Here is a 22,459-nt window from a genome sequence, read left to right as displayed (position 1 = left end):
TGACCTGAGGTTGCAGGAGGGGGCGTTGCCCCCCTCTTCGGCTGCGCCGAATTCACCCCCCAGCGTATTTCCGGCAAGATGAAAGGGGGGCGAAATACGGCAGCGCCTTGCAACATTGCTGCAAAACTGAGGATTTAAACAGGTGTTCAATTCGGAATGACACCGGCCGGGAGGGGACGATGGATTTCGCACTGAGCGAAGAACAAGACGCCATTTTTGATATGGCCTATGCCTTTGGCCAGGAGCATATCGCGCCTTTCGCCCGAACCTGGGAGGGCGAGGGCACGATCCCGCGCGCGCTCTGGGGCAAGCTGGCGGAGCTGGGTTTCGGCGGGCTCTATGTCAGCGAAGAGGCGGGCGGCGCGGGGCTGACCCGGCTGGATGCGACGCTGGTCTTTGAGGGGCTGAGCATGGCCTGCCCCTCGGTCGCGGCGTTTCTGTCGATCCATAACATGTGCGCGGCGATGCTGGACAGATTCGGCAGCGACACGCTCAAGGAGCGCTATCTGGCGCCCGCGCTCAGGATGGAGCGGGTGCTGAGCTATTGCCTGACCGAGCCCGGTGCGGGCTCGGACGCGGCGGCGCTCAAGACGCGCGGCGAGCGCACCAACGAAGGGTTTGTGCTGAACGGCACCAAGGCGTTCATCTCGGGCGGCGGGTATTCGGATACCTATGTTCTCATGTGCCGGACGGCTGGTGAGGGCGCGCGCGGCATTTCGGCGGTGGTGGTCGAGGATGGCACCGCCGGGCTGAGCTATGGCGGGCTTGAGGACAAGATGGGCTGGCGATCACAGCCGACACGGCAGGTGCAGTTTGATGATTGCCTCATTCCCGCCGACAACCTGATCGGCGAGGAAGGAAGTGGCTTTCGCTACGCGATGAAAGGGTTGGATGGCGGGCGGCTGAACATCTCGGCCTGTTCGCTGGGCGGCGCGCAATCGGCGCTGGACAAGACGCTGGCCTATATGGGTGAGCGCCGCGCGTTCGGCCAGCCGATTGACCAGTTTCAGGCGCTTCAGTTCCGCATCGCCGATCTGGAGATCGAGCTGCAGGCGGCGCGCACCTTCCTGCGGCAAGCCGCCTGGAAGCTGGATCAGGGCGCGCCCGATGCCACAAAATTCTGCGCCATGGCCAAGAAATTTGTCACAGAGGCGGGCAGCAGGGTGGCCGATCAATGCCTGCAACTGCATGGCGGCTACGGCTATCTGGCCGATTATGGGATTGAAAAGATCGTCCGCGATCTGCGGGTGCATCAGATTCTGGAAGGCACCAACGAGATCATGCGCCTGATCACGGCGCGGGCGATGCTGGCGGAGCGGGGCTGATGGAACCCGAGGTTATCATTCGCAAGGAGGGCGCGGCCGGACGGATCACGCTGAACCGGCCCAAGGCGCTGAACGCGCTGACGCATGACATCTGTCTGGAGACGCTGAAGGCGCTGGATGCCTGGGCAGGTGACCCAGAGGTCAGGCTGCTGATCATCGACGCCGTGGGCGAGAAGGCGTTTTGCGCCGGGGGCGATATCGCGCAGGTCTATCACGCCGGGCGCGCGGGCAATTTCGCGCTGGGGCGCGATTTCTGGCGCGACGAATATCAGATGAACGCCCTTCTGGCGGGGTATGGCAAGCCGGTCATCAGCCTGATGCAGGGTTTCGTGATGGGTGGCGGCGTCGGCTATGGCTGCCATGTCAGCCACCGCGTGGTCGGTGACAGCACGCAGATGGCGATGCCGGAATGCGGGATCGGGCTGATTCCGGATGTCGGCGGCACGCATCTGCTGGCGCGCGCGCCGGGCTGGCTGGGCATGCATCTGGGCCTGACGGGCGCGCGCTTTGGTGCGGGCGATGCGATTGCGACGGGCTTTGCCGATCATTTCATCCCCGAGGCAGGATGGCCCGCGCTGATCGAAGATCTGGTGCGCACGGGCGATGCCGGGCTGGTTGCCGCTGCCGCGCGCCCTGCCCCCGCCGCCCCGCTGGCCGCGCTGCGCCCTGAGATTGACACCGCCTATAATGACAGCGGTGCCGCGCGCGACAATGGCGTGGCCTATGTCACGCTGGTCGCGCGCCAGCTTGCCGCGCTGGAAAGCGACTGGGCGCAGGGCGCTGCCAAAGCGATTGCGCGCAACAGCCCGCTCAGCATGGCCTCGACCGCGGCGATGCTGCGCGGGCGGGGGCCTGAGGGGGGCTTGCGCGCTGCGTTGCAGCAGGAGTTCCGCTGGACATGGCGCAGCATGGACCGGGGCGATTTTCTGGAAGGCGTGCGTGCGCAGATCATCGACAAGGATCGCAACCCGCGCTGGCGCCACGCCACGCCCGAGGCGCTGACCCCGATCGAGGTGGAGGCGATGCTGGCGCCGCTGGGCGCGGATGAACTGAAATTCGAGGAGGATGCGGCATGAAGATCGGGTTTATCGGGTTGGGAAATATGGGCGGGCCGATGGCGGCCAATCTGGTCAGGGCCGGTCATGAGGTGAGCGGGTTTGACCTTGCCGCACCGATGCCGGAGGGGGTGAAGGCTGCGGCATCGGCCGCTCAGGCTGCGGCGGGGGCGGAAGTGGTCATCACCATGCTGCCCAATGGCGCGATCCTGCGCGCGGTGGCCGATCAGGTGATCCCGGCGATGGCGGCCGGCGCGGTGCTGTGTGACTGCTCCACCGTCGATGTGGACAGCGCGCGCGCGGTGGCCGACGCGGCGGCAGCGGCGGGGCTGGGCGCGCTGGACGCCCCGGTTTCCGGCGGGGTCGGCGGGGCGACGGCGGGCACGCTGACCTTCATGGTCGGCGGATCGGGCGCGGCCTTTGCCAGCGTCAGACCGCTCTTTGAGGTGATGGGCCAGAAGGCCGTGCATTGCGGCGGGCCGGGTGCGGGTCAGGCGGCCAAGATCTGCAACAACATGATCCTCGGTGTGACCATGATCGCCACCTGTGAGGCCTTCGCGCTGGCGGACAAGCTGGGGCTGGACCGCGCGAAGATGTTCGATGTGGTCAGCACCTCGTCGGGCTATTCCTGGTCGATGAATGCCTATTGCCCGGCGCCCGGCGTGGGGCCGCAATCGCCCGCCGACAATGGCTACAAGCCCGGTTTCGCGGCGGAGCTGATGCTGAAGGATCTGCGCCTGTCGCAACAGGCCGCCGATTCCGCCGATGCCGATACGCCGATGGGCGCGCTTGCCGCAGCGCTTTATGCGCGTTTCGTCGAGGAGGAAGAAGGCAAGGGAATGGATTTTTCGGCCATGCTGCCCCGGTTTGAAAAGCGTGGGCGCGGCTGAGGGCAGCGAACCGGCGTGACCGCAGGTCGCATAGACATTCGTATATTTATATGTTTACCTGTGAGGCTGAGAAACATCTCACAGGAGTTCGTCATGTTCGCAACAAATGTCGGCACGGCTGACCGGATCATCCGGGTGGTCGTCGGCCTCGCCCTTCTGGCGGCCTTCTTCCTGCACACCGGCGCCAGCCTGCGCTGGCTTTACCTCATCGGCATTGTGCCGCTGGTAACGGGTTTGTTCAGTACCTGCCCGCTTTACAGCCTTCTGGGCATCTCCACCTGCCCGGCCCGGCGGAGCTGAGCGCCGCCCGGGGTGCGCGACAGCGTACGCCGGGCACGCCGCGCGAAGGCTCCCCTTGCGGGGGCCTGAGCGCGGCGTCACCCTGAGATATCAGAGCGGCAGATCGCTTGCCTGACGCGCCCACATCGCCATATAGCGCCCGCCCTGCGCCACAAGCGCCTCATGCGTGCCTTCCTCGACAATCTCGCCGGCTTCCAGCACCACGATCCGGTCGGCATCCACCACCGTGGACAGCCGGTGCGCGATGGTGACCACGGTGCGCCCCTGCCCCATGGCGCGCAGGCTTTCCTGAATATCGCGCTCGGTCTGGGTATCCAGCGCCGAGGTCGCCTCATCCAGCAGCAGGATCGCCGGGTTCTTCAGCAGCGTGCGCGCAATCCCCACCCGCTGCTTCTCGCCGCCAGACAGTTTCAGCCCCCGCTCCCCCACCGGGGTGTCATAGCCATCGGGCAATGACAGGATGAAATCATGGATACGTGCGGCGCGCGCCGCTTCCTCGACTTCGGCGCGCGTGGCATCATCCTTGCCATACGCGATGTTGTAATAGATCGAATCGTTGAACAGCACCGTGTCCTGCGGCACCACGCCGATTGCCGCATGCAGGCTGTTGAGCGTGACATCCCGGATATCCTGCCCGTCAATCGTCAGCGCCCCGCCCGTCACATCGTAAAAGCGGAACAAAAGCCGCCCGATGGTTGACTTGCCCGAGCCCGAATGACCGACCAGCGCCACTTTCTGCCCCGGCCCCACCTCAAGCGAGATGCCCTTCAGGATCGGCCGCGCCGGGTCATAATCAAAGCGCACATCCTGCAGCCGCACCGCGCCCCCGCGCAGAACCAGCGGTTTGGCATCGGGCGCTTCCACCACATCCGGTTTCTGGCCCAGCAGGCCGAACATCTCACCCATATCGACCAGCGCCTGCCGGATCTCGCGGTAAACGGTGCCCAGAAAGTTCAGCGGCATGGTGATCTGGATCATATAGGCATTCACCATCACGAAATCGCCCACGCTCAGCGCGCCCTGCTCCACACCGATGGCCGCCAGCACCATCACCACCACCAGCCCGGTGGTGATGATCGCCGACTGGCCGAAATTGAGATACGACAGCGTGTACGCCGTCTTCAGCGCCGCGGTTTCATAGCGCGCCATCGCCCCGTCATAGCGCTGAGCCTCGCGCGCTTCGGCGTTGAAATACTTGACGGTTTCAAAGTTCAGCAGGCTGTCGATGGCCTTCTGGTTCGCGTCGGTATCCTGATCATTCATCTCGCGCCGGATCTTGACCCGCCACTCGGTGATCTTGAAGGTGAACCAGACATAAAGCGCGATGGTGATCACGATGGCCGCCAGATAGCGGGCATCGAACAGTACCACCATGATCGTGGCAATCATCACCAATTCCAGTACCAGCGGCCCGATGGAGAACAGCAGGAACCGCAGCAGAAAATCGACCCCCTTCACCCCGCGCTCGATGATCCGGCTGAGGCCGCCGGTCTTGCGCGTCAGGTGATAGGACAGGCTGAGCTGGTGGATATGGGTAAAGGTCTCCAACGCCAGCTTGCGCAAAGCGCGCTGGCCGACCACCGCAAAGATCGCATCGCGCAGCTGCTGGAAGCCCACATTCATCAGCCGCGCCATGCCATAGGCCACGGTCAGCCCCACAGCGCCGACGCCCACCATCCAGCCCGCGCCCGCCGCGCTGGGTGCCAGCGCATCCACCGCACCCTTGTAAAGCAGCGGCGTGCCCACCGCGATCAGCTTGGCGATCAGCAGCATCAGCATCGCCGCCACGACCCTGAATTTGATGCCGTTTTCGCCCTCGGGCCACAGATAGGGGCCGACCCGGCGGATCGTTGCCCAGCCGGTGGCGGGCTTCGGGCCTTGGGCGGGGGTTTCAGGCCGCAAGGGGTCTTGCGGCCGGGCGGAATGCGGGGCGTCAGCCGTGGCAGTCATATGGGGGCTTTCCGGGAATGTGTCGCCCTCAACTAATCCTTGTCCGCCGCGAAGACCAGTGCCGCGGCGATGATGCTGCCCGCCTTTCCCTCAGACGCCGGTCGCTCAGTCAGGCAGGGTGAACACCTGCCCCGGATAGATCAGGTCAGGGTTGCGGATCTGGCTCCGGTTGGCGTTGTAGATGACCAGATAGCGGTCGCCCGCGCCGTAATGCCCTTGCGAGATACGCCAGAGCGAATGGCCCGGCTGCACGGTGATCAGCCCCACGCTGGGCTCGGCACTTGCCGCCTGCCCGGGTTGCGGGGCAGCGGCGGGCTCGCTGACGGTTGCCGTTGCAGTGTCAACCGGGGAGGACACGGCACCCTGTGGCTCCGGCGCCGGTGACTGCGATACCGGCTCGGCAGCGGGGGGCTGCACGGGGGTCTGAACGGCGGTGGTTTCGGCGCTTGCGGTTTGTGTCGGCGCCGCTTCTGTGGGCGTTACCTCTGCGGGCGCCGCTTCTGCGGACATCACCTCAGCAGGTTCGGCGCGCGCCCGCGCCTCCCTGACAAGTGCGGGGTCTTCGCGCTGGAAAGGTGTCTCAAAGCGCGAAACGACCTGCCCCTCGGCACCCAGTTGATCGACACGCAGCGCGTAGATCCCCGGGTCAATATCCGGCAGGTCCGAGGCCCAGTCGCCATTCTCGGAAACCGCAACGGCGATGGGCTGGTTGTCCAGATAGATCTGCAGGCGCGCCCCGTTCCCGGGTTGTGCCGCCCGGCCAGAGATCTGCACATCGCCCTCGGCGGAATAGGCGATCAGGTCGATCACCACATTGTCCATCACCTGCGGCGCGCGATCAAGCAGCGCCACTTCGCCTGAGCCGCGCAGAACAAACGCGCGCGGAAGCAGATCAGCGCCGGCCTGCGCGATGCTCTGCGTGTCGTCGGTTTCCGGCCCGGCGGGCGTTTCCCCGGGGCGCAGGGCCTGCGTGGAAAGCGGTGAAGCAGACGGGGCTTCAGAAATGGGCGCGGCGGTCGGCAAGGCATCCTCAGGCAGCGCTTCGGGGTGCGGAGTATCCGCGCGCGGGGTCGCAGCGGCCAGCGTGTCGGCACCGATGACCGGCGCCTGAGCCGGAACATCCGCCGCTTCACCGGCCTCAACTTCTGCCGCCCGGGTTGTCGGGCTCTCAGGCGCCGCATCCTCTGCCACCTCTTCCGAGGGCGCCTCAGCAGCCGGTTCCGCCACCACTTCCGCCGTAACCGCTTCCGCAACCTGCGCAGGCTCCGCCTCAGGCGCCGCGGGCGCGTCGCCCACCGCCACCTGCGCCTGCTCAGCGCCGGGCAGATCACCGTCACCAAACGCAGCCCCCAGCACCACTGATGCCGCTTCATGGCCCGGCGCCTGCGGCTCCGGTGCAGACGGGGGCAAGGAGGACGGCGTTTCAGGCGCATCCGCGCGCACGGCGGCAAGCGCCATCGCAGTGGCGTCAGGCGCGGCATCGACCATGGCCATCACCACTTCCGGGCGCGGTGCCAGCACCACCCTGTCGTCCGAAACCACAGTGCGGCCATCGGCCAGCACCATCTCCAGCGTCATCATCTGCACGGCGTCACTTGGCGCGAGCATGAACAGGGCCACAAATTGTCCCGCATTGTCGGCCGATGTCTCGGCCACGGTCAGACCATCGACGCGCAGCACCACCGCCGCACCCGCCACGGCTGAACCCGCCACCAGCGCACCGCCATCCTCTGCCACGCGCACCACATCAATGGTGGGGGCCGGCAGGGCCTCGGCCTCCGCTGGCTGCCCGGCCTCCCCTGAGGGAACGACGGGCGCGGAGGAAACAGACGGAGACGGCGGCAGACCGGCCACAGGCTCAGGCCCGCGCGACGTCGTGTAAAGAACCGCCGCCAAGCCCACCCCCGCCACAACGGTAACGCCGCCCAGAACCCATGCCTTCATCTGCGAAACCGATCCCATTGCGCGTCTCTCCGCCTGCACTTGCCCCTTTCTAACAACACCCGTATCTATGGGCAAAAGAAATCCACGCCCCAAGGTGTTGCGAAAGGATCCGCCATGCCCGCCTTCTCCGCCTCGGTCTGCCTGTTCTGTGGCGCACGCGCGGGGCATGGCCCGCATCTGGCGGAAATCGCCCGCGAAACCGGGGTGATGCTGGCGCAGGAGAACTGGCGGCTGGTCTATGGCGCGGGCGATATCGGGCTGATGGGCGAAGTTGCAAAAGCGACACAGGCGGCAGGCGGTCAGGCCTTCGGCGTCATCCCGCAGCACCTGATGCGGCGCGAGGTGGCCCGGCATGACCTGTCAACGCTGGTGGTGACCGAGACGATGCATGAGCGCAAGAAGGTGATGTTCACCAATTCCGACGCCATTGTGGTGCTGCCCGGCGGCGCGGGCACGCTGGATGAGTTTTTCGAGGTGCTGACCTGGGCGCAGATCGGGCTGCACCGCAAACCCGTGATGCTTCTGGATGCGCAGGGCTTCTGGCAGCCGCTGCTGGCGCTGATCGACCATGTGGTGGAGCAGAGCTTTGCCGAGGCCAGCCTGCGCGACCTGTTCACCGTGGTGCCCGATGTGCCTGCGCTGGCCGATGCCCTGCGCGTGCGGCTGATCAAGGGCTGAGAAGCGGCTATCCCCGGCCATGCCCCTCTGGACTGCCACCTGACGAGACCGCCACCCACCCTCCGTGGCAACGCCGCGCGCCGGGGTTCGATGCCCCGGCGCGCGGCGCCCCGCTTGCGAAAACGCCTATTCAGCCGCGGCGCGGCGGCGGTCCAGCAGCGGGGCCAGATAATGGCCGGTATGGCTGCCCGGGATCCGGGCGATGTCTTCGGGCGTGCCCTCACCCACGATCATGCCGCCGCCGTCGCCCCCCTCGGGGCCGATGTCGATGATCCAGTCGGCGGTCTTGATGACATCCAGATTATGCTCGATCACCACAACCGTGTTGCCCTGTTCAACCAGTTCATGCAGCACTTCCAGCAACTTGCGCACATCCTCGAAATGCAGCCCCGTGGTGGGCTCGTCCAGAATATACAACGTGCGGCCCGTCGAGCGGCGTGAAAGCTCTTTCGACAGCTTCACCCTTTGCGCCTCGCCGCCCGAAAGCGTGGTCGCCTGCTGGCCGACCTTGATATAGCCGAGGCCGACCTGCATCAGCGCATCCATCTTCTCGCGGATCGAGGGAACCGCCTGAAAAAAGCCCTGCGCCTCTTCAACCGTCATATCAAGAACGTCTGCTATGCTCTTGCCTTTGAACAGAACTTCCAGTGTCTCGCGGTTGTAGCGCTTGCCCTTGCAGGTCTCGCAGGTGACATAGACATCAGGCAGAAAATTCATCTCGATCTTCAGCACGCCGTCACCCTGACAGGCCTCGCAGCGCCCGCCCTTGACGTTGAACGAAAACCGCCCCGGCTTGTAGCCGCGCGCCTTGGCCTCGGGCAGGCCCGCGAACCAGTCGCGGATCGGGCCGAACGCGCCGGTATAGGTCGCCGGGTTCGAGCGCGGGGTGCGCCCGATGGCGCGCTGGTCGATGTCGATCACCTTGTCCAGATGCTGCAAACCCTGCACCGTTTCGCAGGGTGCGGGCGTCTGGCGGGCGCCGTTCAGCCGCATCGAGGCCGTCTTGAACAGCGTTTCAATCGTCAGCGTCGATTTCCCGCCGCCTGAAACCCCGGCCACACAGACAAACATGCCCAGCGGAAAATCCACCGTCACATCGCGCAGGTTGTTGCCGGTCGCCTTGACCACCGTGACCTTTTTGCCATTCCCGGGCCGCCGCCGCGCGGGCACCGCAATCTCGCGCGCACCGGACAGGTATTGCCCGGTCAGGCTGGCCGGGTCGGCGGCGATCTGGTCCGGCGTGCCCTGTGAAATCACGCGCCCGCCATGCACACCCGCCCCGGGGCCGATATCCAGCACCCAGTCGGCCGAGCGGATCGCATCTTCGTCATGTTCGACCACCAGCACCGAATTGCCCTGATCGCGCAGATTGCGCAGCGTGGTCAGCAGGCGGTCATTGTCGCGCTGGTGCAGACCGATGGAGGGTTCATCAAGCACATAAAGCACGCCGGTCAGCCCCGATCCGATCTGGCTGGCCAGCCGGATGCGCTGGCTTTCCCCGCCCGAAAGCGTGCCCGCCGCGCGCGCCAGCGTCAGGTAATCAAGCCCGACATTGACAAGGAATCCAAGGCGTTCGCGGATTTCCTTCACAATCGCGGTGGCAATCTGGCCCTTTTGCTTGCTCAGATGCTCGGGCACCGTTTCGATCCAGGCGAAGGCCTCCTTGATCGACATGCTGCTGACCTGGCTGATATGCAACCCGCCGATCTTCACCGCCAATGCCTCAGGCTTCAGGCGGTGGCCGTTGCAGGTGCTGCAGGGCCGGTTGTTCTGGTAGCGCTCAAACTCCTCGCGCACCCAGGCGCTGTCGGTTTCCTTGTAGCGGCGTTCCATATTGGGGATCACCCCCTCGAACGCCCGTGTGACGTTGTAAACCCGCCCGCCCTCATCATAGCGGAACGGGATTTCCTCGCCTTTTGAACCGTATAGAAGAACATCCTTCACCTTCTCCGGCAGGTCGCGCCACGGCGCGCGGGCGTCAAACTGGTAATGTTTCGCCAGCGCCTCGATGGTTTGCAGGAAATAGGGTGACTTGCCCTTGCGCCAGGGCGCGATGGCGCCGTCTTCCAGCCGCAGCATGGCATCAGGCACCACCAGCCGCTCGTCAAAGAACAGCTCCACCCCCAGCCCGTCACAGGCCGGGCAGGCCCCATAGGGCGCGTTGAAGGAGAACAGGCGCGGTTCGATCTCGGGAATGGTGAAGCCTGACACCGGGCAGGCGAAATTCTCACTGAAGGTAATGCGCTCCGCCTCTTCGCCCTCAGAGGTCTGCGCCAGCTCCAGCACCGCGATCCCCTGCGCCAGATCCAGCGCGGTGCGGAAGCTGTCGGCCAGCCGCGTCTCGGACCCCGCGCGCACCACGATCCGGTCCACCACCACGTCGATATCGTGGCGGAATTTCTTGTCGAGTTCGGGCGGGGTGTCCAGCTCATGAAACGCGCCATCGACCTTGACGCGCTGGAAGCCCTGCTTGCGCAGTTCCAGAAATTCCTTCCGATACTCGCCCTTGCGGTCGCGCACGATGGGCGCCAGCAGATAGGCGCGCGTGCCCTCGGGCAGGGCCATCACCCGGTCAACCATGTCCTGCACCTGCTGCGCCTCGATGGGCAGGCCGGTGGCGGGGCTGAAGGGCGTGCCCGCGCGGGCGAACAGCAGGCGCAGGTAGTCATGAATTTCGGTCACCGTGCCGACCGTGGAGCGCGGATTTTTCGAGGTGGTTTTCTGCTCGATGGAAATCGCCGGGCTGAGGCCCGAGATATGGTCGACATCGGGCTTCTGCATCATGTCCAGAAACTGGCGCGCATAGGCCGACAGGCTTTCGACATAGCGCCGCTGCCCCTCGGCATAGATCGTGTCGAAGGCCAGCGATGACTTGCCGGACCCCGAAAGCCCGGTGATCACCACCAGCTGGTCGCGGGGGATATCGACATCGATCCCTTTAAGATTGTGCTCGCGCGCGCCGCGGATCTCGATAAACTTCTGCTCGGCCATTGCCCTTACCCCCGGCGTCAACCGCGCCACCGGGCTTAGATAGCCTTTGGCGGGTGAGTCTCCAATCCGAAAATGAGAACGAAAAGTAAACGGATTCGATTTTCCCGGCAAGAGCCTTCACATTGCGCGGCGCAACGCCGCTCATTGGGTGATTTGGGCGCAGTTACATTCCTTATCTTGAATATCAATCCGGCCGGGCCTATCTTCCCCGCAACACGCCGACTCCCGGCGCGATTGCATGAAGGAACCTGCCGATGTTGTCCTTTCTCAAACCCCTTTTCGCTGGCACCCCGCGCCTTGATCCGGCCGAGGCCGTCCGGCTGGTGGCCAGCGGCGCCGCGATTCTGGCCGATGTACGCGAGGCGGATGAGCTGCGCACGGGCAAGGCAAAGGGGGCGCTGCATCTGCCACTGAGCACGCTTGCCCGGACCAGCGACCCGAAATCAGGCCATTTCGAGCGAAAACTGCAGGCGGCGCTGGACGGGGGCAAGCCGCTGATTCTGTATTGCGCCTCTGGCGCGCGCTCGGGCCGGGCGGCCGATGTGCTGCGCGCGAACGGCTTTGGCGCGGTGCATAATCTGGGCAGCCTGCGGGAATGGGTGGCAGGCGGCGGCGCCGTTCAGCGCTAGGGCAGCAACAAAAGAAGGGGGGCTTTCTGCCCCCCTCTCCGGCTGCGCCGAATTCACCCCCCGAGGATATTTTTGAACAGATGAAGGGGCGGTTAATTTTTGGTTAAGCTGACTCAGAAGTGGAGGGCGCGGCCATAGGCGTCGAGCACCGATTCGTGCATCATCTCGCTCAGCGTGGGATGCGGGAAGACGGTGTGCATCAGCTCCGCCTCGGTCGTCTCCAGGGTGCGGGCGATGGTGTAGCCCTGTATCAGCTCGGTCACCTCGGCGCCGACCATATGCGCGCCCAGCAGTTCCCCGGTTTTCGCGTCAAACACGGTTTTGACCATGCCCTCAGGCTCACCCAGCGCGATGGCCTTGCCGTTGCCGATGAAGGGAAAGCGACCGACCCTGACCTCATGCCCGGCCTCTTTCGCCTTTGCCTCGGTCAGGCCGACGCTGGCGATCTGGGGATGGCAATAGGTGCAGCCGGGGATGGAGCCGGGCTTGATGGGGTGCACCTTTTGCCCGGCAATCATCTCTGCCACCATCACGCCCTCATGGCTGGCCTTGTGCGCAAGCCATGGCGCGCCCGCGAGATCGCCGATGGCATAAAGCCCCTCAACCCCGGTGCGGCAGTATTCATCGGTCACCACATGGGTGCGGTCAACCGTGACGCCCAGCTTTTCCAGCCCCAGCCCCTCGGTATTGCCGACGATGCCCACGGCGGAGATGACAGTGTCAAATTCGACCGTGGTGGTCTTGCCGCCCGATTCCAGATGGGCAGTGACCTTGTCCTTGCCGCGCTCAAGCTTTGTGACGGTGGTTTTTTCAAGGATCGTCATGCCCTGCCTGACGAATTGCTTTTTCGCGAAAGCGCCGATTTCGGCGTCTTCGACGGGCAGGATACGGTCCATCACCTCGACAACTGTGGTCTTCGCACCAAGCGTATTGAAAAAGCTGGCAAATTCGATGCCGATCGCGCCTGAGCCGATGACCAGCAGGTCTTTCGGCATCCGTTTGGGCGCCAGCGCGTGGCGGTAGGACCAGACGCGCTCGCCATCGGCCTCAAGCCCCGGCAGTTCGCGCGCCCGCGCGCCGGTGGCGAGGATGATATGCGGCGCGGTCAGTTCCTGCGTGCCCTTGTCGGATTTCACGTCGGATTTCACGTCGGCTTTCACATCGGTTTTCACCGAGACCTTGCCGGGCGCGGTCAGGGTGGCGGTGCCCATGAACACGCTCACCTTGTTCTTCTTCATCAGATGCCCGATGCCCGCGGAAAGCTGCCCCGCCACTCCGCGGGAGCGCTTGACCACGGCATCCAGATCAAAGCTGATACCCTCGGCCTTGAGCCCGTACTCTTTGGCGCGGTGCATCAGGTGGAACACTTCGGCGGAGCGCAGCAGCGCCTTGGTCGGAATGCAGCCCCAGTTCAGGCAGATACCGCCCAGATTCTCGCGCTCAATGACCGCCACCTTCAGGCCCAGCTGGCTGGCGCGGATTGCTGCCACATAGCCGCCGGGCCCGGACCCGATCACAATAACATCATAGGCCTGCTGTGCCATGAAACCCTCCGGCGAAATATATAGTTCAGTATTAAACTACTTTCCGATATGGCGCAACGGCGCTGTGCGCCGCAAGGCTCAGGCCAGGGCCTCAACCACCGCCATATAGCCGTTGCCGGCCAGGAATTCCTCTTCGGCGGGGGTATTCTTGCGGCCAAGTGCTGCGTTGCGGTAGGGGAAACGTCCAAAGCGACGGATGATCTCACGATGGGCGCGCGCGTGAAGCAGGTTGTCGGCCCCGGTTTCCGGCAGGCGGGCGATCATCAGGCAGATGCAGCGATCCTGATCAAAGGTGGTCTCGCCATGCATGAAGGGGAGATAGAAGAACTGGCGGATCGGCTCGGGCAGTTTCAGGTCCATGCGGTGATGGATCGCCATGGTCGCCGCCTTGCGGGCGCGGGTATCGGTGGCGAAGGCGCGCGCATCGCCACGGAACATGTTGCGCGCAAACTGGTCGGTGACGATCAGATAGGCCAGCGCGCCCTGCGGCGAGCCCAGCCATTGGCACAGCCCGCCCGTTGACGCGGCTTCCCAATCCGCCAGAAAGCGTTCACGGATCGTCGCATCAAGCTCAGGGGTGCTGTTATACCAGCCCTTCGGCCCGATCTCTTCCCAGAAATCGATGATCTCAACTGCCTTGGCTGTGGGCATTCTCCGCCTCCCCCTGTTCTGTTTGTGTCGCCTCGAAGGCCGCTTCAAGTGTCACTGCCGAAACCGCCGGGGTCAAGGGTGTGTACCCGCCCTGATCAGCCGGTTCCGGGGCCGAGCGGCGCGTCATCCGCCAGAGCGCATAAGCGCCGAGCGCGCCGTTGAGGAGACCGATGAACAAAAAGAAGCCGCGCGGCCCCACCTGCCCCATCAGCCAGCCGATCATCAGCGGCCCGGCAATCGCCCCTACCCCGTTGATGAACAACAGCCCGCCGGAGGCGCCCGCCATGTCATCGGCCTGCAGAAAGTCATTGGTATGCGCCAGCAGCAGCGAATAGAGCGGGTTGGCCAGCCCGCCGATCAGCAGTGCCACCACGATCATCAGCACGAAGGGAAGCTGCACCAGCGCCGCGCCAAAGGCCACCAGCGCGCAAAGTATCGCCACACCGACGATCAGCTGGCGGCGGTCCATCGCGTCAGACATCCAGCCGATGGGGTACTGAAAGAGCAGCCCGCCCAGATAGATCGCCGCCACGAACATGGAAATCTCCAACACGCTCAGCCCCACCAGCCCGCCCCAGACCGCCGCCATGCCAAAGAGCGCCGAATAGACGCCGCCCATCAGGAAGATGCCCACGCAGCCCAGCGGCGAAATCACGAAGAGCTTGCGGAAGCTCATGGATTTGGCGCTGGAGAAGCTGGGCGCGGGGCTGATCGACAGAAGGATCGGCGTGAAGGACAGCGACACCAGAACCGAGGCCACCACGAACAGCACATAGCCGCCCGGATCGGCAAGGTTGAGAAGCCCCTGCGCGGTGATGATCCCCACCATCTGCACGATCATGTAAAGCGACAGCGTCTGGCCACGGGTTTCATTGGTGGCGGTGTTGTTGAGCCAGCTTTCGGCAGTCACGTAAACCCCGGCAAAGCTGAAGCCGATGATCACCCGCAGCGCCGCCCATGCCACCCAGTCCGGCGCGGCGGCATAAAGCACCAGAACCGCCGAGATCAGCGAGCCGAGCGCGGCGAAGACCCGCACATGGCCCACCCGCTGAATCATATGCGGCGCCAGCTGGGAGCCACCCAGAAAGCCCAGAAAATAGGCCGACATGACCACCGACATCTGCCATGTGGCAAACCCTTCGATGCCACCGCGAATACCCAGAAGTGTGCCCTGTATGCCGTTGCCGAGCATCAGCAGCATCAATCCCAGCAGAAGCGCCCAGCTAGTGGAGAGAACCTTGAGCATGACGCCCCTTATCTAACTTTGTCTTTCCGACCCAGTGCATTGCAGCAAGGCGGCTTGCCACGCAGCCTAACACGCCCCCTGCCAAAGGGCATTCCGTTTCCGACCCGTTCTGGCCGAAACGTGAACGGCGGCGCCGTTCAGCCCACCAGATCAGTCGCAGATCAGGCATTTCCGGGGATCAGCAGCGAAGCGTCGCCATACGAGAAGAAGCGATAGCGCTGCGCCACGGCATGGGCATAGATCCGGCGCACCGTCTCAGTTCCCATCAGGGCCGAGACCAGCATCATCAGCGTCGATTTCGGCAGATGGAAATTGGTCATCAGCCCGTCGGCAACCTGAAAACGGTAACCGGGATAGATGAAGATATCGGTCTCGCCGCGCCATGGCTGCACCGCCCCCTCCTTGGCTGCGCTCTCGATCAGCCGCAGCGCGGTGGTGCCCACCGGGATGACCCGCCCGCCCGCCGCGCGCGTGGCGTTGATCTCGGCCGCCGCCTGCGCGCTGACCTCGCCCCATTCAGAATGCATGCGGTGGGTGGTCACATCCTCCACCTTCACCGGCAGAAAGGTGCCCGCGCCGACATGCAGCGTCACCTCGGTAAATGCCACGTCGCTGGCCCGCAACGCCGCCATCAGCGCGTCGTCAAAATGCAGGCTGGCGGTGGGGGCCGCGACCGCGCCGGAATGGCGGGCAAAGACGGTCTGGTAATCGTCATTGTCCTGCGCATCGGCGGGGCGGCGGGCGGCGATGTAGGGCGGCAGCGGCATCTGCCCGGCGCGCGCCAGTGCCGCGTCGAAATCATCGCCCACAAGGGCGAATTCCAGCACCACATCCTCGGCACCGCGCACTGCCACCACGGCCTCAAGCCCCTCGGCAAAGACCACAAGGTCACCCGGCGCCAGTTTGCGCAGCGGTTTGGCCAGCGCCCGCCAGCGCGCGCCGCCTTCGGAGGCGATCAGCGTCACCTCGATGCGCGCGCGCCCCGAGCCGTCGCGCGTTTCGCGCAGCCGCTCGCCGTTCAGCCGCGCCGGAATGACCCGCGTGTTGTTGATCACCAGCCGGTCACCCGGGCGCAGAACGCCCGGCAGATCGCGCACATGCCGGTCATGAAGCATCCCACCCTCGGCATGCAGCAGCCGCGCCGCCGGGCGCGGACGCACCGGGCGCGTGGCGATCAGCTCTTCGGGCAGATCGAAATCGAAATCAGCCAGTTTCATCGCGCGCCAATGCCTCTTTTTCGCCGTCCAGCCCTTTATCCTCCGTGCAATGCAACTACAACAGAGCGAACGTCAACCACAGGAGGCCCGCGATGCAACCCGGCCAACCAGCCCCCGATTTCACCGCGCCCCGCGATGGCGGCGGCACCCTCACCCTGTCAGACCTGCGCCCCAAGGCGGTGGTGCTGTATTTCTATCCCAAAGACGACACCTCAGGCTGCACGCGCGAGGCGCTGGATTTCACCGCCCATGCGGCGGCATTCGAGGCTGCGGGCGCGGTAGTGGTCGGTGTTTCCAAAGACCCGGTCAAGGCGCATGATCGCTTCATCGCCAAGCATGAACTGGGCATCGCGCTGGTCTCGGATGCGGAAAGCGATATCTGCGAAAGCTATGGCACATGGGCCGAGAAAAGCATGTATGGCAAGAAATACATGGGCATCGAGCGCACGACCGTGCTGATCGACGGCGAAGGCAAGGTGGTGCGCGTCTGGAACAAGGTGAAGGTGCCGGGCCATGTATCGGAAGTGCTGGAGGCGGTGAAGGCATTGTGAGCGGGCAGAAGAAGGGGGCTTTGCCCCCTCTTGGCTGCGCCAATTCACCCCCAGGATATTTTTGAACAGGTGAATGGGGGCCGGTTTGCCCCGGAAGCGCGCCTGCGCTATGAGCGGGCAAACGGAGAACGCCATGCCCCATCCCGCGACCGAGCCGCAGACGCTTGCCGAAATGGCGGTCGATGTTCTGACCTGCGCGGACCCGCGCGAAAAGACCGCGCGCTCGCACCATCATGCGGCGCGCTGGTTTGCGGCGCGGGCAGTGGGCACGGCGCTGCCTGTCGGGCGGGCCAGCCCGCCGGACTTTCCCGCCCGCCCCGAGCGGCCCGAACTGAAAGACCCGCGCGACGTGCCCCGCCGCCGCCCCGGCAGCCCTGAAGGGCGGATCGCGCTTTTGCATGCGGTCGCGCATATCGAGCTGAATGCGGTTGATCTGCACTGGGACATCATCGCCCGCTTTGCCCATATCCCCATGCCGCCGGGGTTCTATGATGACTGGGTCAAGGCCGCTGACGAGGAATCAAAGCATTTCAACCTTGTCGCTGACCTGCTGGAGGAGCTGGGCAGCCATTATGGCGCCCTGCCCGCCCATGCGGGCATGTGGCGCGCGGCCTCGGATACGGCGGATGATTTCATGGGCCGGCTGGCCGTGGTGCCGATGGTGCTTGAAGCGCGCGGGCTGGATGTCACCCCCGGCATGATCGATATCTTCCGCAAGGCCGGCCTTGGCGGGGCGGTTGCGGCGCTTGAGGTGATCTATGGCGAAGAGGTGGGCCATGTCGCCTATGGCTCGAAATGGTTTCACTTTCTGTGCGGGCGCGAGAATGCCGACCCCAAGGATCTGTTCCATGCCCTTGTCCGGCGCTATTTTCATGGCGCGCTGAAGCCGCCCTTCAACGAGGAAAAGCGCGCCGAGGCCGGGTTGCCGCCGGATTTCTACTGGCCGTTGGCCGACGAAACGCCGGACCGTACAGCGCGTGCGGATGCAAACGACCACAAAAGAAAATGACGCGGGGCAGATTCACTTAAACGCGCAACCAGGCGGTCCGGCCCGCTAACCTGCGGCGAATCTTCATCAATCGGCGGTTTTTCGCTCATCAAGCGGCATGCTGCCGATGCATCCGGGCAACAGCGGCCAAAAGAGTTGCGGGGAGGCAAACGCGCCGTTAACAGTTGCACAGCAGCAACGGTGCCCACCGTGAAGGCACCGCTTCGGCACAAACGAAAATAACGCTGGGTGTTGCCTTGAGGCACTGGACCGACCGTATCAACGCCGCGTTCGAGCGTTATCTCCCTGAAAAACGCCTGTTTTTGCGTTCGGAGGACTCGACTCGCTTTGTCCGGCTCCGGGCTTTGCCGCAGGCCGTCATCATCACAGGGACCGGCGCCTTTGTCGCCTGGACCATCATCGCCTCCTCCATCGTTTTCATGGAAGCGATCGGCTCCACCGACCTGCGCGAGCAGACCCGGCGCGAGCAGATCTATTTCGAGCGCCGCCTGACCGAGCTTGCCACCGAGCGTGACCGCTCTGCCGCCGAGGCACAGGCCGCCCATGACCGCTACGCCGAAGCGATGGACCGTGTCGCCACGATGCAGGGCGCGCTTCTGGCCAGCGAGCAGCGCCGCGCCGAGATGGAATCAGGCATCGAGACGCTGCAAGGCAGCCTGCGTGAGCGCATCCGCGAGCGCGATACGGCCCGCAACAGCCTTGCCGAGATTGAAAGCACCACCGCCAGTGACGAACTGGTGCGCGCCGCCGCCCGGCTGGCCGAGGTGGAACAGACGCTCGATTTCCTGATGAACGCGCTCAGCGACACCGCGCAGGAGCGTGAGGCCGTGATGGCACTGGCCGACAGCGCCAGCCAGCAGGTTGAGCATCTGGCGCTGGAATACCGCCTGATCCAGGACCGCAACCACCGCATCTTCAGCCAGCTGGAACAGGCCGTGGAAGTGTCGATGGTGCCGCTGGAGCGCATGTTCCGCGCCGCCGGGCTGCCGCCTGAACAACTGCTGCAGCAGGTGCGCTCGGGCTATCAGGACCGCACCACCTCGCTCATGCCGATCTCGATCTCGACCTCGGGCACTCTGGACCCGCAGGGCGACGAGGCGCGCGCCAACGGCGTCATCGCCGCGCTTGAAGAAATCAACATGTACCGGCTTGCCGCACAGCGCACGCCCTTTGCCATGCCGGTGCGCGCGGGTGTCCGCCAGACCTCCGGTTTCGGCACCCGCCGCGATCCGCGCACTGGCGGGCAGCGCATGCACAACGGCGTTGACTGGGCCGGCGCGCAGGGCACGCCGATCCTGACAACCGGGGCAGGCACCGTCACTTTTGCTGGCCGTCAGGGCGGTTATGGCAATCTGGTGATCGTCCGCCATGACTTTGGCATCGAGACCTACTACGCCCATCTGCATACCATTAACGTGAACGTGGGCCAAAGGGTATCGCGCGGAGACCGGATTGGTGGTATGGGCACTACCGGACGGTCAACCGGCGTGCATCTGCATTATGAGATTCGCGTGGGCGGCAGACCGATAAATCCCATGACCTACATAAGGGCCGCACAAAATGTTTTCTAAGAGCCGAATCAACGAACAGGGGCCGAAAGCCGAAGCACCCCGGATGCAGGAACCCGCATCCGCGCCTCCCCCCCGTCCGTCGTTCGACAGCGGTGCTGTCGCGGCCAAAGCCAAACCCGCCGCATCGGTGCTGTCTGCCGATCTGACCGTAACCGGCAACCTGCGGACCACCGGCGATGTCGTGATCGAAGGTATCGTGGATGGCGATATCCGCGCGCATCTGCTGACGGTCGGCGAAAGCGCCACCATCCGCGGCGAGATCATTGCCGATGATATCGTCATCAATGGCCGGGTGATTGGCCGGGTGCGCGGGCTGAAAGTGCGCCTGACCTCCACCGCGCGGGTTGAGGGTGACATCATCCACAAGACCATCGCCATCGAATCGGGCGCGCATTTCGAAGGCTCGGTGCAGCGTCAGGACGACCCGCTGAGCAGCGGCAAGCCCGCAGCACCGGCAGCGTCCGCATCGCAGCAGGCTCCCCAGCAGGCCGGGGCCCTGCGGCCCAGCCAGCAGCAGCCCAGCCAGCAGCAGCCCAGCCAGCAGCAACCCGCCCCTGCCCCCGCGCATGCGAATGCCGCACCGAAGGCACCGGCTGAGTCCAAGCCGGTCAAGTAAGCGCCCGGCAACGGCGGCAACAGAACAGAAAAAGGGGGCGCGCGTCGCTCCCTTTTTTCATGCCCTCTTCGCTTTTGCTATCGCTTCGCCCTTGGCAACTGGCCTGGCCCCGATGGCAGGTTCAGCGCCCGCCCTCCTCCGGCAACAGGCGGCGATACAGGTGCCAGCTTGCATGGCCAAAGACCGGCAGCAGCACCAAAAGCCCCAGAAACGCAGGCAGCATCCCCAGAAACAGCCCGCCCGCGATCACCGCCGCCCAGACCGCCATCACCCCGGGATTGGCCGTCACGCACGCGAAGGAGGTGATCATCGCAGTGATGAAATCCACCTCCCGGTCCAGCAACAGCGGCAGGCTGATCACCGTCAGCGCATAGAACGCCGCCGCCATCACACCGCCGATGGCAGAGCCGACCGCCAGCATCATCAGCCCGCTGGGCGACAGAAGCATTGACCAGGTGGAACCGGAGATGGGCTGCAGCCCGAAGAACAGCGCGAATATCGTATGGGCGATGAACACCCAGAACATGAAGACCAGCAGGATCACCATCGCCATCGAGGGAACCTGCCGCTCCTTTTGCGCAAAGACACAGCCCAGCACCGCACCCAGCCGCAGGTCTTCGCCCTGCTCCAGCCGGCGGCTGACCTCGTAAAGCCCGGTCGCGGCAAAGGGCGCAAGGATGGGAAAGCCCACGGCGATGGGGATGAACCACCATTCCGCCGCTGCCGCCGCAAAGACGGCATACAGGATCAGGCCACCGATGACATAAAAGGCGCTGAACAGCACACCAAAGACCGGCGCCCGGGTGAAGTCGCGCCAGCCAAGTGCCAGAACCGCGCGCAGATCAGACAGGCTGATCCGGACCGGTTCGGGGATGCTGGATGGCGGCGCATGAACGCGTGATGTTTCCAATCGTATCCTCCCTCACTCGCATCCGTAAACGCTAGTGAGGGGGGAGGATTCTGGCAACAGGTTTCATCCGCGGCTTTCGCGGCAGCAAAGACGGGCCGCGCAGGCTCAGTCCTCGCCCTGCGCTTCCGAGCGGCTTTTCCCGGAAACCTTCATCGCCAGGGTTGCGGCCATGAACCCGTCCAGCGCACCGTCCAGCACGCCCTGCGTGTCCGATGTCTCGTAGCCGGTGCGCAGATCCTTGACCATCTGATAGGGCTGCAACACATAGCTGCGGATCTGGTTGCCCCAGCCCGCATCGCCCTTGGCCTCATGCTGGGCCTCGATCGCCTCGGTGCGCTTGCGCAACTCCAGCTCATAAAGCCGCGATTTCAGCGCCTCCATGGCAATCGCCCGGTTCTGGTGCTGCGATTTCTCGGAACTGGTGACCACGATATTGGTGGGCAGGTGGGTGATCCGCACCGCCGAATCGGTGGTGTTCACATGCTGCCCGCCCGCGCCCGACGAGCGATAGGTGTCGATGCGGATCTCGTTATCGGGCACCACAATCTCGATACGGTCATCAATCACCGGATAGACCCAGACCGAGCTGAACGAGGTATGCCGCCGCGCCGCGCTGTCATAGGGCGAGATGCGCACCAGCCGGTGCACCCCGGATTCCGATTTCAGCCAGCCAAAGGCATTCTGTCCGGTGATCTTGTAGGTGACCGAGCGGATCCCCGCCTCTTCCCCCGCGCTTTCCGACATCAGCTCAACCTTGTAACCCTTCTTCTCGGCCCAGCGCACATACATCCGCGCCAGCATCGAGGCCCAGTCGCAGCTCTCGGTGCCGCCCGCGCCCGCGTTGATCTCCAGAAAGGTGTCGTTGCCATCGGCCTCGCCGTCCAGCAGCGCCTCCAGCTCCTTCTCGGCGGCCTTCTCGGCCAGCGCCTTCAGCGCCGCTTCGGCCTCGGTGACGATATCCTTGTCGCCCTCGGCCTCACCCAGTTCGATCAGGTCGATATTGTCCTGCAGGTCACGGGTGATGCCATCGAAAGTGCCCAGCGCATCGATCAGCATCTGACGCTCGCGCATCAGCTTCTGCGCGCGCTCCGGGTCATTCCAGAGGTTCGGATCCTCGATGATCGCCTCGAATTCCTCCAGCCGGTAGGTCGCGGTCTCACGGTCCATCCGCCGCCCCAGAAGCGCCAGCGACTTGCGGATCGCTTCGATCATGGCCTGGGTTTCTGCGCGCATGGCTATGGGTCCTGTCGGTGAAAAACTCGCTCGTCTCTGGCCGGTCTGATACCGCGCTCCGGTCCGGGGTGCAAGCTGACAGCCCCGCCCCTCACCTGTTCAAAAATATCCCGGGGGGTGAATGGCCGCAGGCCAGAGGGGGCAACGCC

General features: G+C 64.6%; 19 protein-coding genes. 10 read left to right on the top strand and 9 right to left on the bottom strand.

Translation table 11 applies throughout. The annotated features are described in order from the left end of the window. The first annotated feature begins 179 nt into the window (after window positions 1-179). From V7Q53_RS19940 to V7Q53_RS19925, 4 genes are all read left to right on the top strand, one after another. Complete coding sequence (locus tag V7Q53_RS19940) at window positions 180-1,325, top strand: acyl-CoA dehydrogenase family protein (protein ID WP_333830568.1); 1,146 nt, start codon at window positions 180-182, stop codon at window positions 1,323-1,325. Further along, the gene (locus tag V7Q53_RS19935; RefSeq protein ID WP_333830567.1) at window positions 1,325-2,401 is read left to right on the top strand and encodes an enoyl-CoA hydratase/isomerase family protein; all 1,077 of its coding nucleotides are present in this window, start codon (window positions 1,325-1,327) and stop codon (window positions 2,399-2,401) included. Before V7Q53_RS19940 ends, V7Q53_RS19935 begins: the two co-directional genes overlap by 1 nt. Then, a complete protein-coding gene (gene mmsB, locus V7Q53_RS19930) occupies window positions 2,398-3,270 on the top strand; it encodes a 3-hydroxyisobutyrate dehydrogenase (protein WP_333830565.1) in 873 nt (290 codons plus the stop codon). Before V7Q53_RS19935 ends, mmsB begins: the two co-directional genes overlap by 4 nt. Before the next feature lie 93 nt (window positions 3,271-3,363). After that, window positions 3,364-3,570 carry a YgaP family membrane protein gene (locus V7Q53_RS19925; RefSeq protein ID WP_333830564.1) on the top strand — a complete coding sequence of 69 codons (207 nt, stop codon included), beginning with the start codon at window positions 3,364-3,366 and terminating at the stop codon, window positions 3,568-3,570. A gap of 90 nt (window positions 3,571-3,660) precedes the next feature. Here V7Q53_RS19925 and V7Q53_RS19920 read toward each other — a convergent pair whose 3' ends face one another. After that, a complete protein-coding gene (locus V7Q53_RS19920) occupies window positions 3,661-5,520 on the bottom strand; it encodes an ABCB family ABC transporter ATP-binding protein/permease (RefSeq protein ID WP_333830562.1) in 1,860 nt (619 codons plus the stop codon). Window positions 5,521-5,625: 105 nt separating this feature from the next. After that, window positions 5,626-7,482, bottom strand: a complete 1,857-nt coding sequence (locus V7Q53_RS19915) for a LysM peptidoglycan-binding domain-containing protein (protein WP_333830561.1) — start codon at window positions 7,480-7,482, stop codon at window positions 5,626-5,628. Window positions 7,483-7,578: 96 nt separating this feature from the next. Between V7Q53_RS19915 and V7Q53_RS19910 the strand changes: the two genes are divergently transcribed. Next, on the top strand, window positions 7,579-8,142 hold the full coding sequence (locus V7Q53_RS19910) for a TIGR00730 family Rossman fold protein (RefSeq protein WP_333830560.1): 564 nt from the start codon (window positions 7,579-7,581) through the stop codon (window positions 8,140-8,142). A gap of 126 nt (window positions 8,143-8,268) precedes the next feature. Here the strand turns inward: V7Q53_RS19910 and uvrA are convergent, their stop codons facing one another. Next, window positions 8,269-11,133, bottom strand: a complete 2,865-nt coding sequence (uvrA, locus tag V7Q53_RS19905; RefSeq protein WP_333830559.1) for an excinuclease ABC subunit UvrA — start codon at window positions 11,131-11,133, stop codon at window positions 8,269-8,271. A 254-nt stretch (window positions 11,134-11,387) separates the two neighbouring features. On the opposite strand from uvrA, the gene V7Q53_RS19900 reads away from it, so the two are divergent. Continuing rightward, entirely contained in the window at window positions 11,388-11,762 is a 375-nt protein-coding gene (locus tag V7Q53_RS19900) for a rhodanese-like domain-containing protein (RefSeq protein ID WP_333830557.1), read from the top strand. 113 nt (window positions 11,763-11,875) lie between these two features. Here the strand turns inward: V7Q53_RS19900 and lpdA are convergent, their stop codons facing one another. From lpdA to queA, 4 genes are all read right to left on the bottom strand, one after another. Then, the gene (gene lpdA / locus V7Q53_RS19895) at window positions 11,876-13,306 is read right to left on the bottom strand and encodes a dihydrolipoyl dehydrogenase (RefSeq protein ID WP_333830555.1); all 1,431 of its coding nucleotides are present in this window, start codon (window positions 13,304-13,306) and stop codon (window positions 11,876-11,878) included. Between the two features lie 78 nt (window positions 13,307-13,384). After that, on the bottom strand, window positions 13,385-13,957 hold the full coding sequence (locus V7Q53_RS19890) for a DUF924 family protein (RefSeq protein WP_333830553.1): 573 nt from the start codon (window positions 13,955-13,957) through the stop codon (window positions 13,385-13,387). Continuing rightward, window positions 13,935-15,203, bottom strand: a complete 1,269-nt coding sequence (locus V7Q53_RS19885; protein ID WP_333830552.1) for an MFS transporter — start codon at window positions 15,201-15,203, stop codon at window positions 13,935-13,937. Before V7Q53_RS19885 ends, V7Q53_RS19890 begins: the two co-directional genes overlap by 23 nt. Before the next feature lie 161 nt (window positions 15,204-15,364). After that, window positions 15,365-16,420 carry a tRNA preQ1(34) S-adenosylmethionine ribosyltransferase-isomerase QueA gene (queA, locus tag V7Q53_RS19880; protein ID WP_333830551.1) on the bottom strand — a complete coding sequence of 352 codons (1,056 nt, stop codon included), beginning with the start codon at window positions 16,418-16,420 and terminating at the stop codon, window positions 15,365-15,367. Between the two features lie 92 nt (window positions 16,421-16,512). Between queA and V7Q53_RS19875 the strand changes: the two genes are divergently transcribed. From V7Q53_RS19875 to V7Q53_RS19860, 4 genes are all read left to right on the top strand, one after another. Next, window positions 16,513-16,971 (top strand): peroxiredoxin, encoded by a 459-nt coding sequence (locus V7Q53_RS19875; RefSeq protein WP_333830550.1) that lies wholly within the window; start codon window positions 16,513-16,515, stop codon window positions 16,969-16,971. A gap of 133 nt (window positions 16,972-17,104) precedes the next feature. Beyond that, window positions 17,105-17,980 carry a ferritin-like domain-containing protein gene (locus V7Q53_RS19870; RefSeq protein ID WP_333830549.1) on the top strand — a complete coding sequence of 292 codons (876 nt, stop codon included), beginning with the start codon at window positions 17,105-17,107 and terminating at the stop codon, window positions 17,978-17,980. A 236-nt stretch (window positions 17,981-18,216) separates the two neighbouring features. Beyond that, the gene (locus V7Q53_RS19865; protein ID WP_333830548.1) at window positions 18,217-19,551 is read left to right on the top strand and encodes a DUF5930 domain-containing protein; all 1,335 of its coding nucleotides are present in this window, start codon (window positions 18,217-18,219) and stop codon (window positions 19,549-19,551) included. Beyond that, window positions 19,541-20,167, top strand: coding sequence for a bactofilin family protein (locus V7Q53_RS19860; protein ID WP_333830546.1), 627 nt, complete (start codon window positions 19,541-19,543; stop codon window positions 20,165-20,167). The genes V7Q53_RS19865 and V7Q53_RS19860 overlap by 11 nt, the downstream gene beginning before the upstream one ends. Before the next feature lie 121 nt (window positions 20,168-20,288). Here V7Q53_RS19860 and V7Q53_RS19855 read toward each other — a convergent pair whose 3' ends face one another. Both V7Q53_RS19855 and prfB read right to left on the bottom strand, forming a co-directional pair. After that, on the bottom strand, window positions 20,289-21,077 hold the full coding sequence (locus V7Q53_RS19855; RefSeq protein ID WP_333830545.1) for a DUF2189 domain-containing protein: 789 nt from the start codon (window positions 21,075-21,077) through the stop codon (window positions 20,289-20,291). 105 nt (window positions 21,078-21,182) lie between these two features. Beyond that, a complete protein-coding gene (gene prfB, locus V7Q53_RS19850) occupies window positions 21,183-22,310 on the bottom strand; it encodes a peptide chain release factor 2 (protein WP_333830544.1) in 1,128 nt (375 codons plus the stop codon). Window positions 22,311-22,459: the final 149 nt, after the last annotated feature.

The organism is Pararhodobacter sp., from assembly GCF_036802785.1.
Taxonomy (GTDB): Bacteria; Pseudomonadota; Alphaproteobacteria; order Rhodobacterales; family Rhodobacteraceae; genus Pararhodobacter.
This window is presented reverse-complemented; position numbering and strand designations above follow the sequence as displayed.

What these genes read in the sequence shown, in the direction of transcription:
- V7Q53_RS19940 (WP_333830568.1), top strand. Translation starts at nt 180, where the DNA reads ATGGATTTCGCACTGAGCGAAGAACAAGACGCCATTTTTGATATGGCC.
- V7Q53_RS19935 (WP_333830567.1), top strand. Translation starts at nt 1,325, where the DNA reads ATGGAACCCGAGGTTATCATTCGCAAGGAGGGCGCGGCCGGACGGATC.
- mmsB (WP_333830565.1), top strand. Translation starts at nt 2,398, where the DNA reads ATGAAGATCGGGTTTATCGGGTTGGGAAATATGGGCGGGCCGATGGCG.
- V7Q53_RS19925 (WP_333830564.1), top strand. Translation starts at nt 3,364, where the DNA reads ATGTTCGCAACAAATGTCGGCACGGCTGACCGGATCATCCGGGTGGTC.
- V7Q53_RS19920 (WP_333830562.1), bottom strand. Translation starts at nt 5,520, where the DNA reads ATGACTGCCACGGCTGACGCCCCGCATTCCGCCCGGCCGCAAGACCCC.
- V7Q53_RS19915 (WP_333830561.1), bottom strand. Translation starts at nt 7,482, where the DNA reads ATGGGATCGGTTTCGCAGATGAAGGCATGGGTTCTGGGCGGCGTTACC.
- V7Q53_RS19910 (WP_333830560.1), top strand. Translation starts at nt 7,579, where the DNA reads ATGCCCGCCTTCTCCGCCTCGGTCTGCCTGTTCTGTGGCGCACGCGCG.
- uvrA (WP_333830559.1), bottom strand. Translation starts at nt 11,133, where the DNA reads ATGGCCGAGCAGAAGTTTATCGAGATCCGCGGCGCGCGCGAGCACAAT.
- V7Q53_RS19900 (WP_333830557.1), top strand. Translation starts at nt 11,388, where the DNA reads ATGTTGTCCTTTCTCAAACCCCTTTTCGCTGGCACCCCGCGCCTTGAT.
- lpdA (WP_333830555.1), bottom strand. Translation starts at nt 13,306, where the DNA reads ATGGCACAGCAGGCCTATGATGTTATTGTGATCGGGTCCGGGCCCGGC.
- V7Q53_RS19890 (WP_333830553.1), bottom strand. Translation starts at nt 13,957, where the DNA reads ATGCCCACAGCCAAGGCAGTTGAGATCATCGATTTCTGGGAAGAGATC.
- V7Q53_RS19885 (WP_333830552.1), bottom strand. Translation starts at nt 15,203, where the DNA reads ATGCTCAAGGTTCTCTCCACTAGCTGGGCGCTTCTGCTGGGATTGATG.
- queA (WP_333830551.1), bottom strand. Translation starts at nt 16,420, where the DNA reads ATGAAACTGGCTGATTTCGATTTCGATCTGCCCGAAGAGCTGATCGCC.
- V7Q53_RS19875 (WP_333830550.1), top strand. Translation starts at nt 16,513, where the DNA reads ATGCAACCCGGCCAACCAGCCCCCGATTTCACCGCGCCCCGCGATGGC.
- V7Q53_RS19870 (WP_333830549.1), top strand. Translation starts at nt 17,105, where the DNA reads ATGCCCCATCCCGCGACCGAGCCGCAGACGCTTGCCGAAATGGCGGTC.
- V7Q53_RS19860 (WP_333830546.1), top strand. Translation starts at nt 19,541, where the DNA reads ATGTTTTCTAAGAGCCGAATCAACGAACAGGGGCCGAAAGCCGAAGCA.
- prfB (WP_333830544.1), bottom strand. Translation starts at nt 22,310, where the DNA reads ATGCGCGCAGAAACCCAGGCCATGATCGAAGCGATCCGCAAGTCGCTG.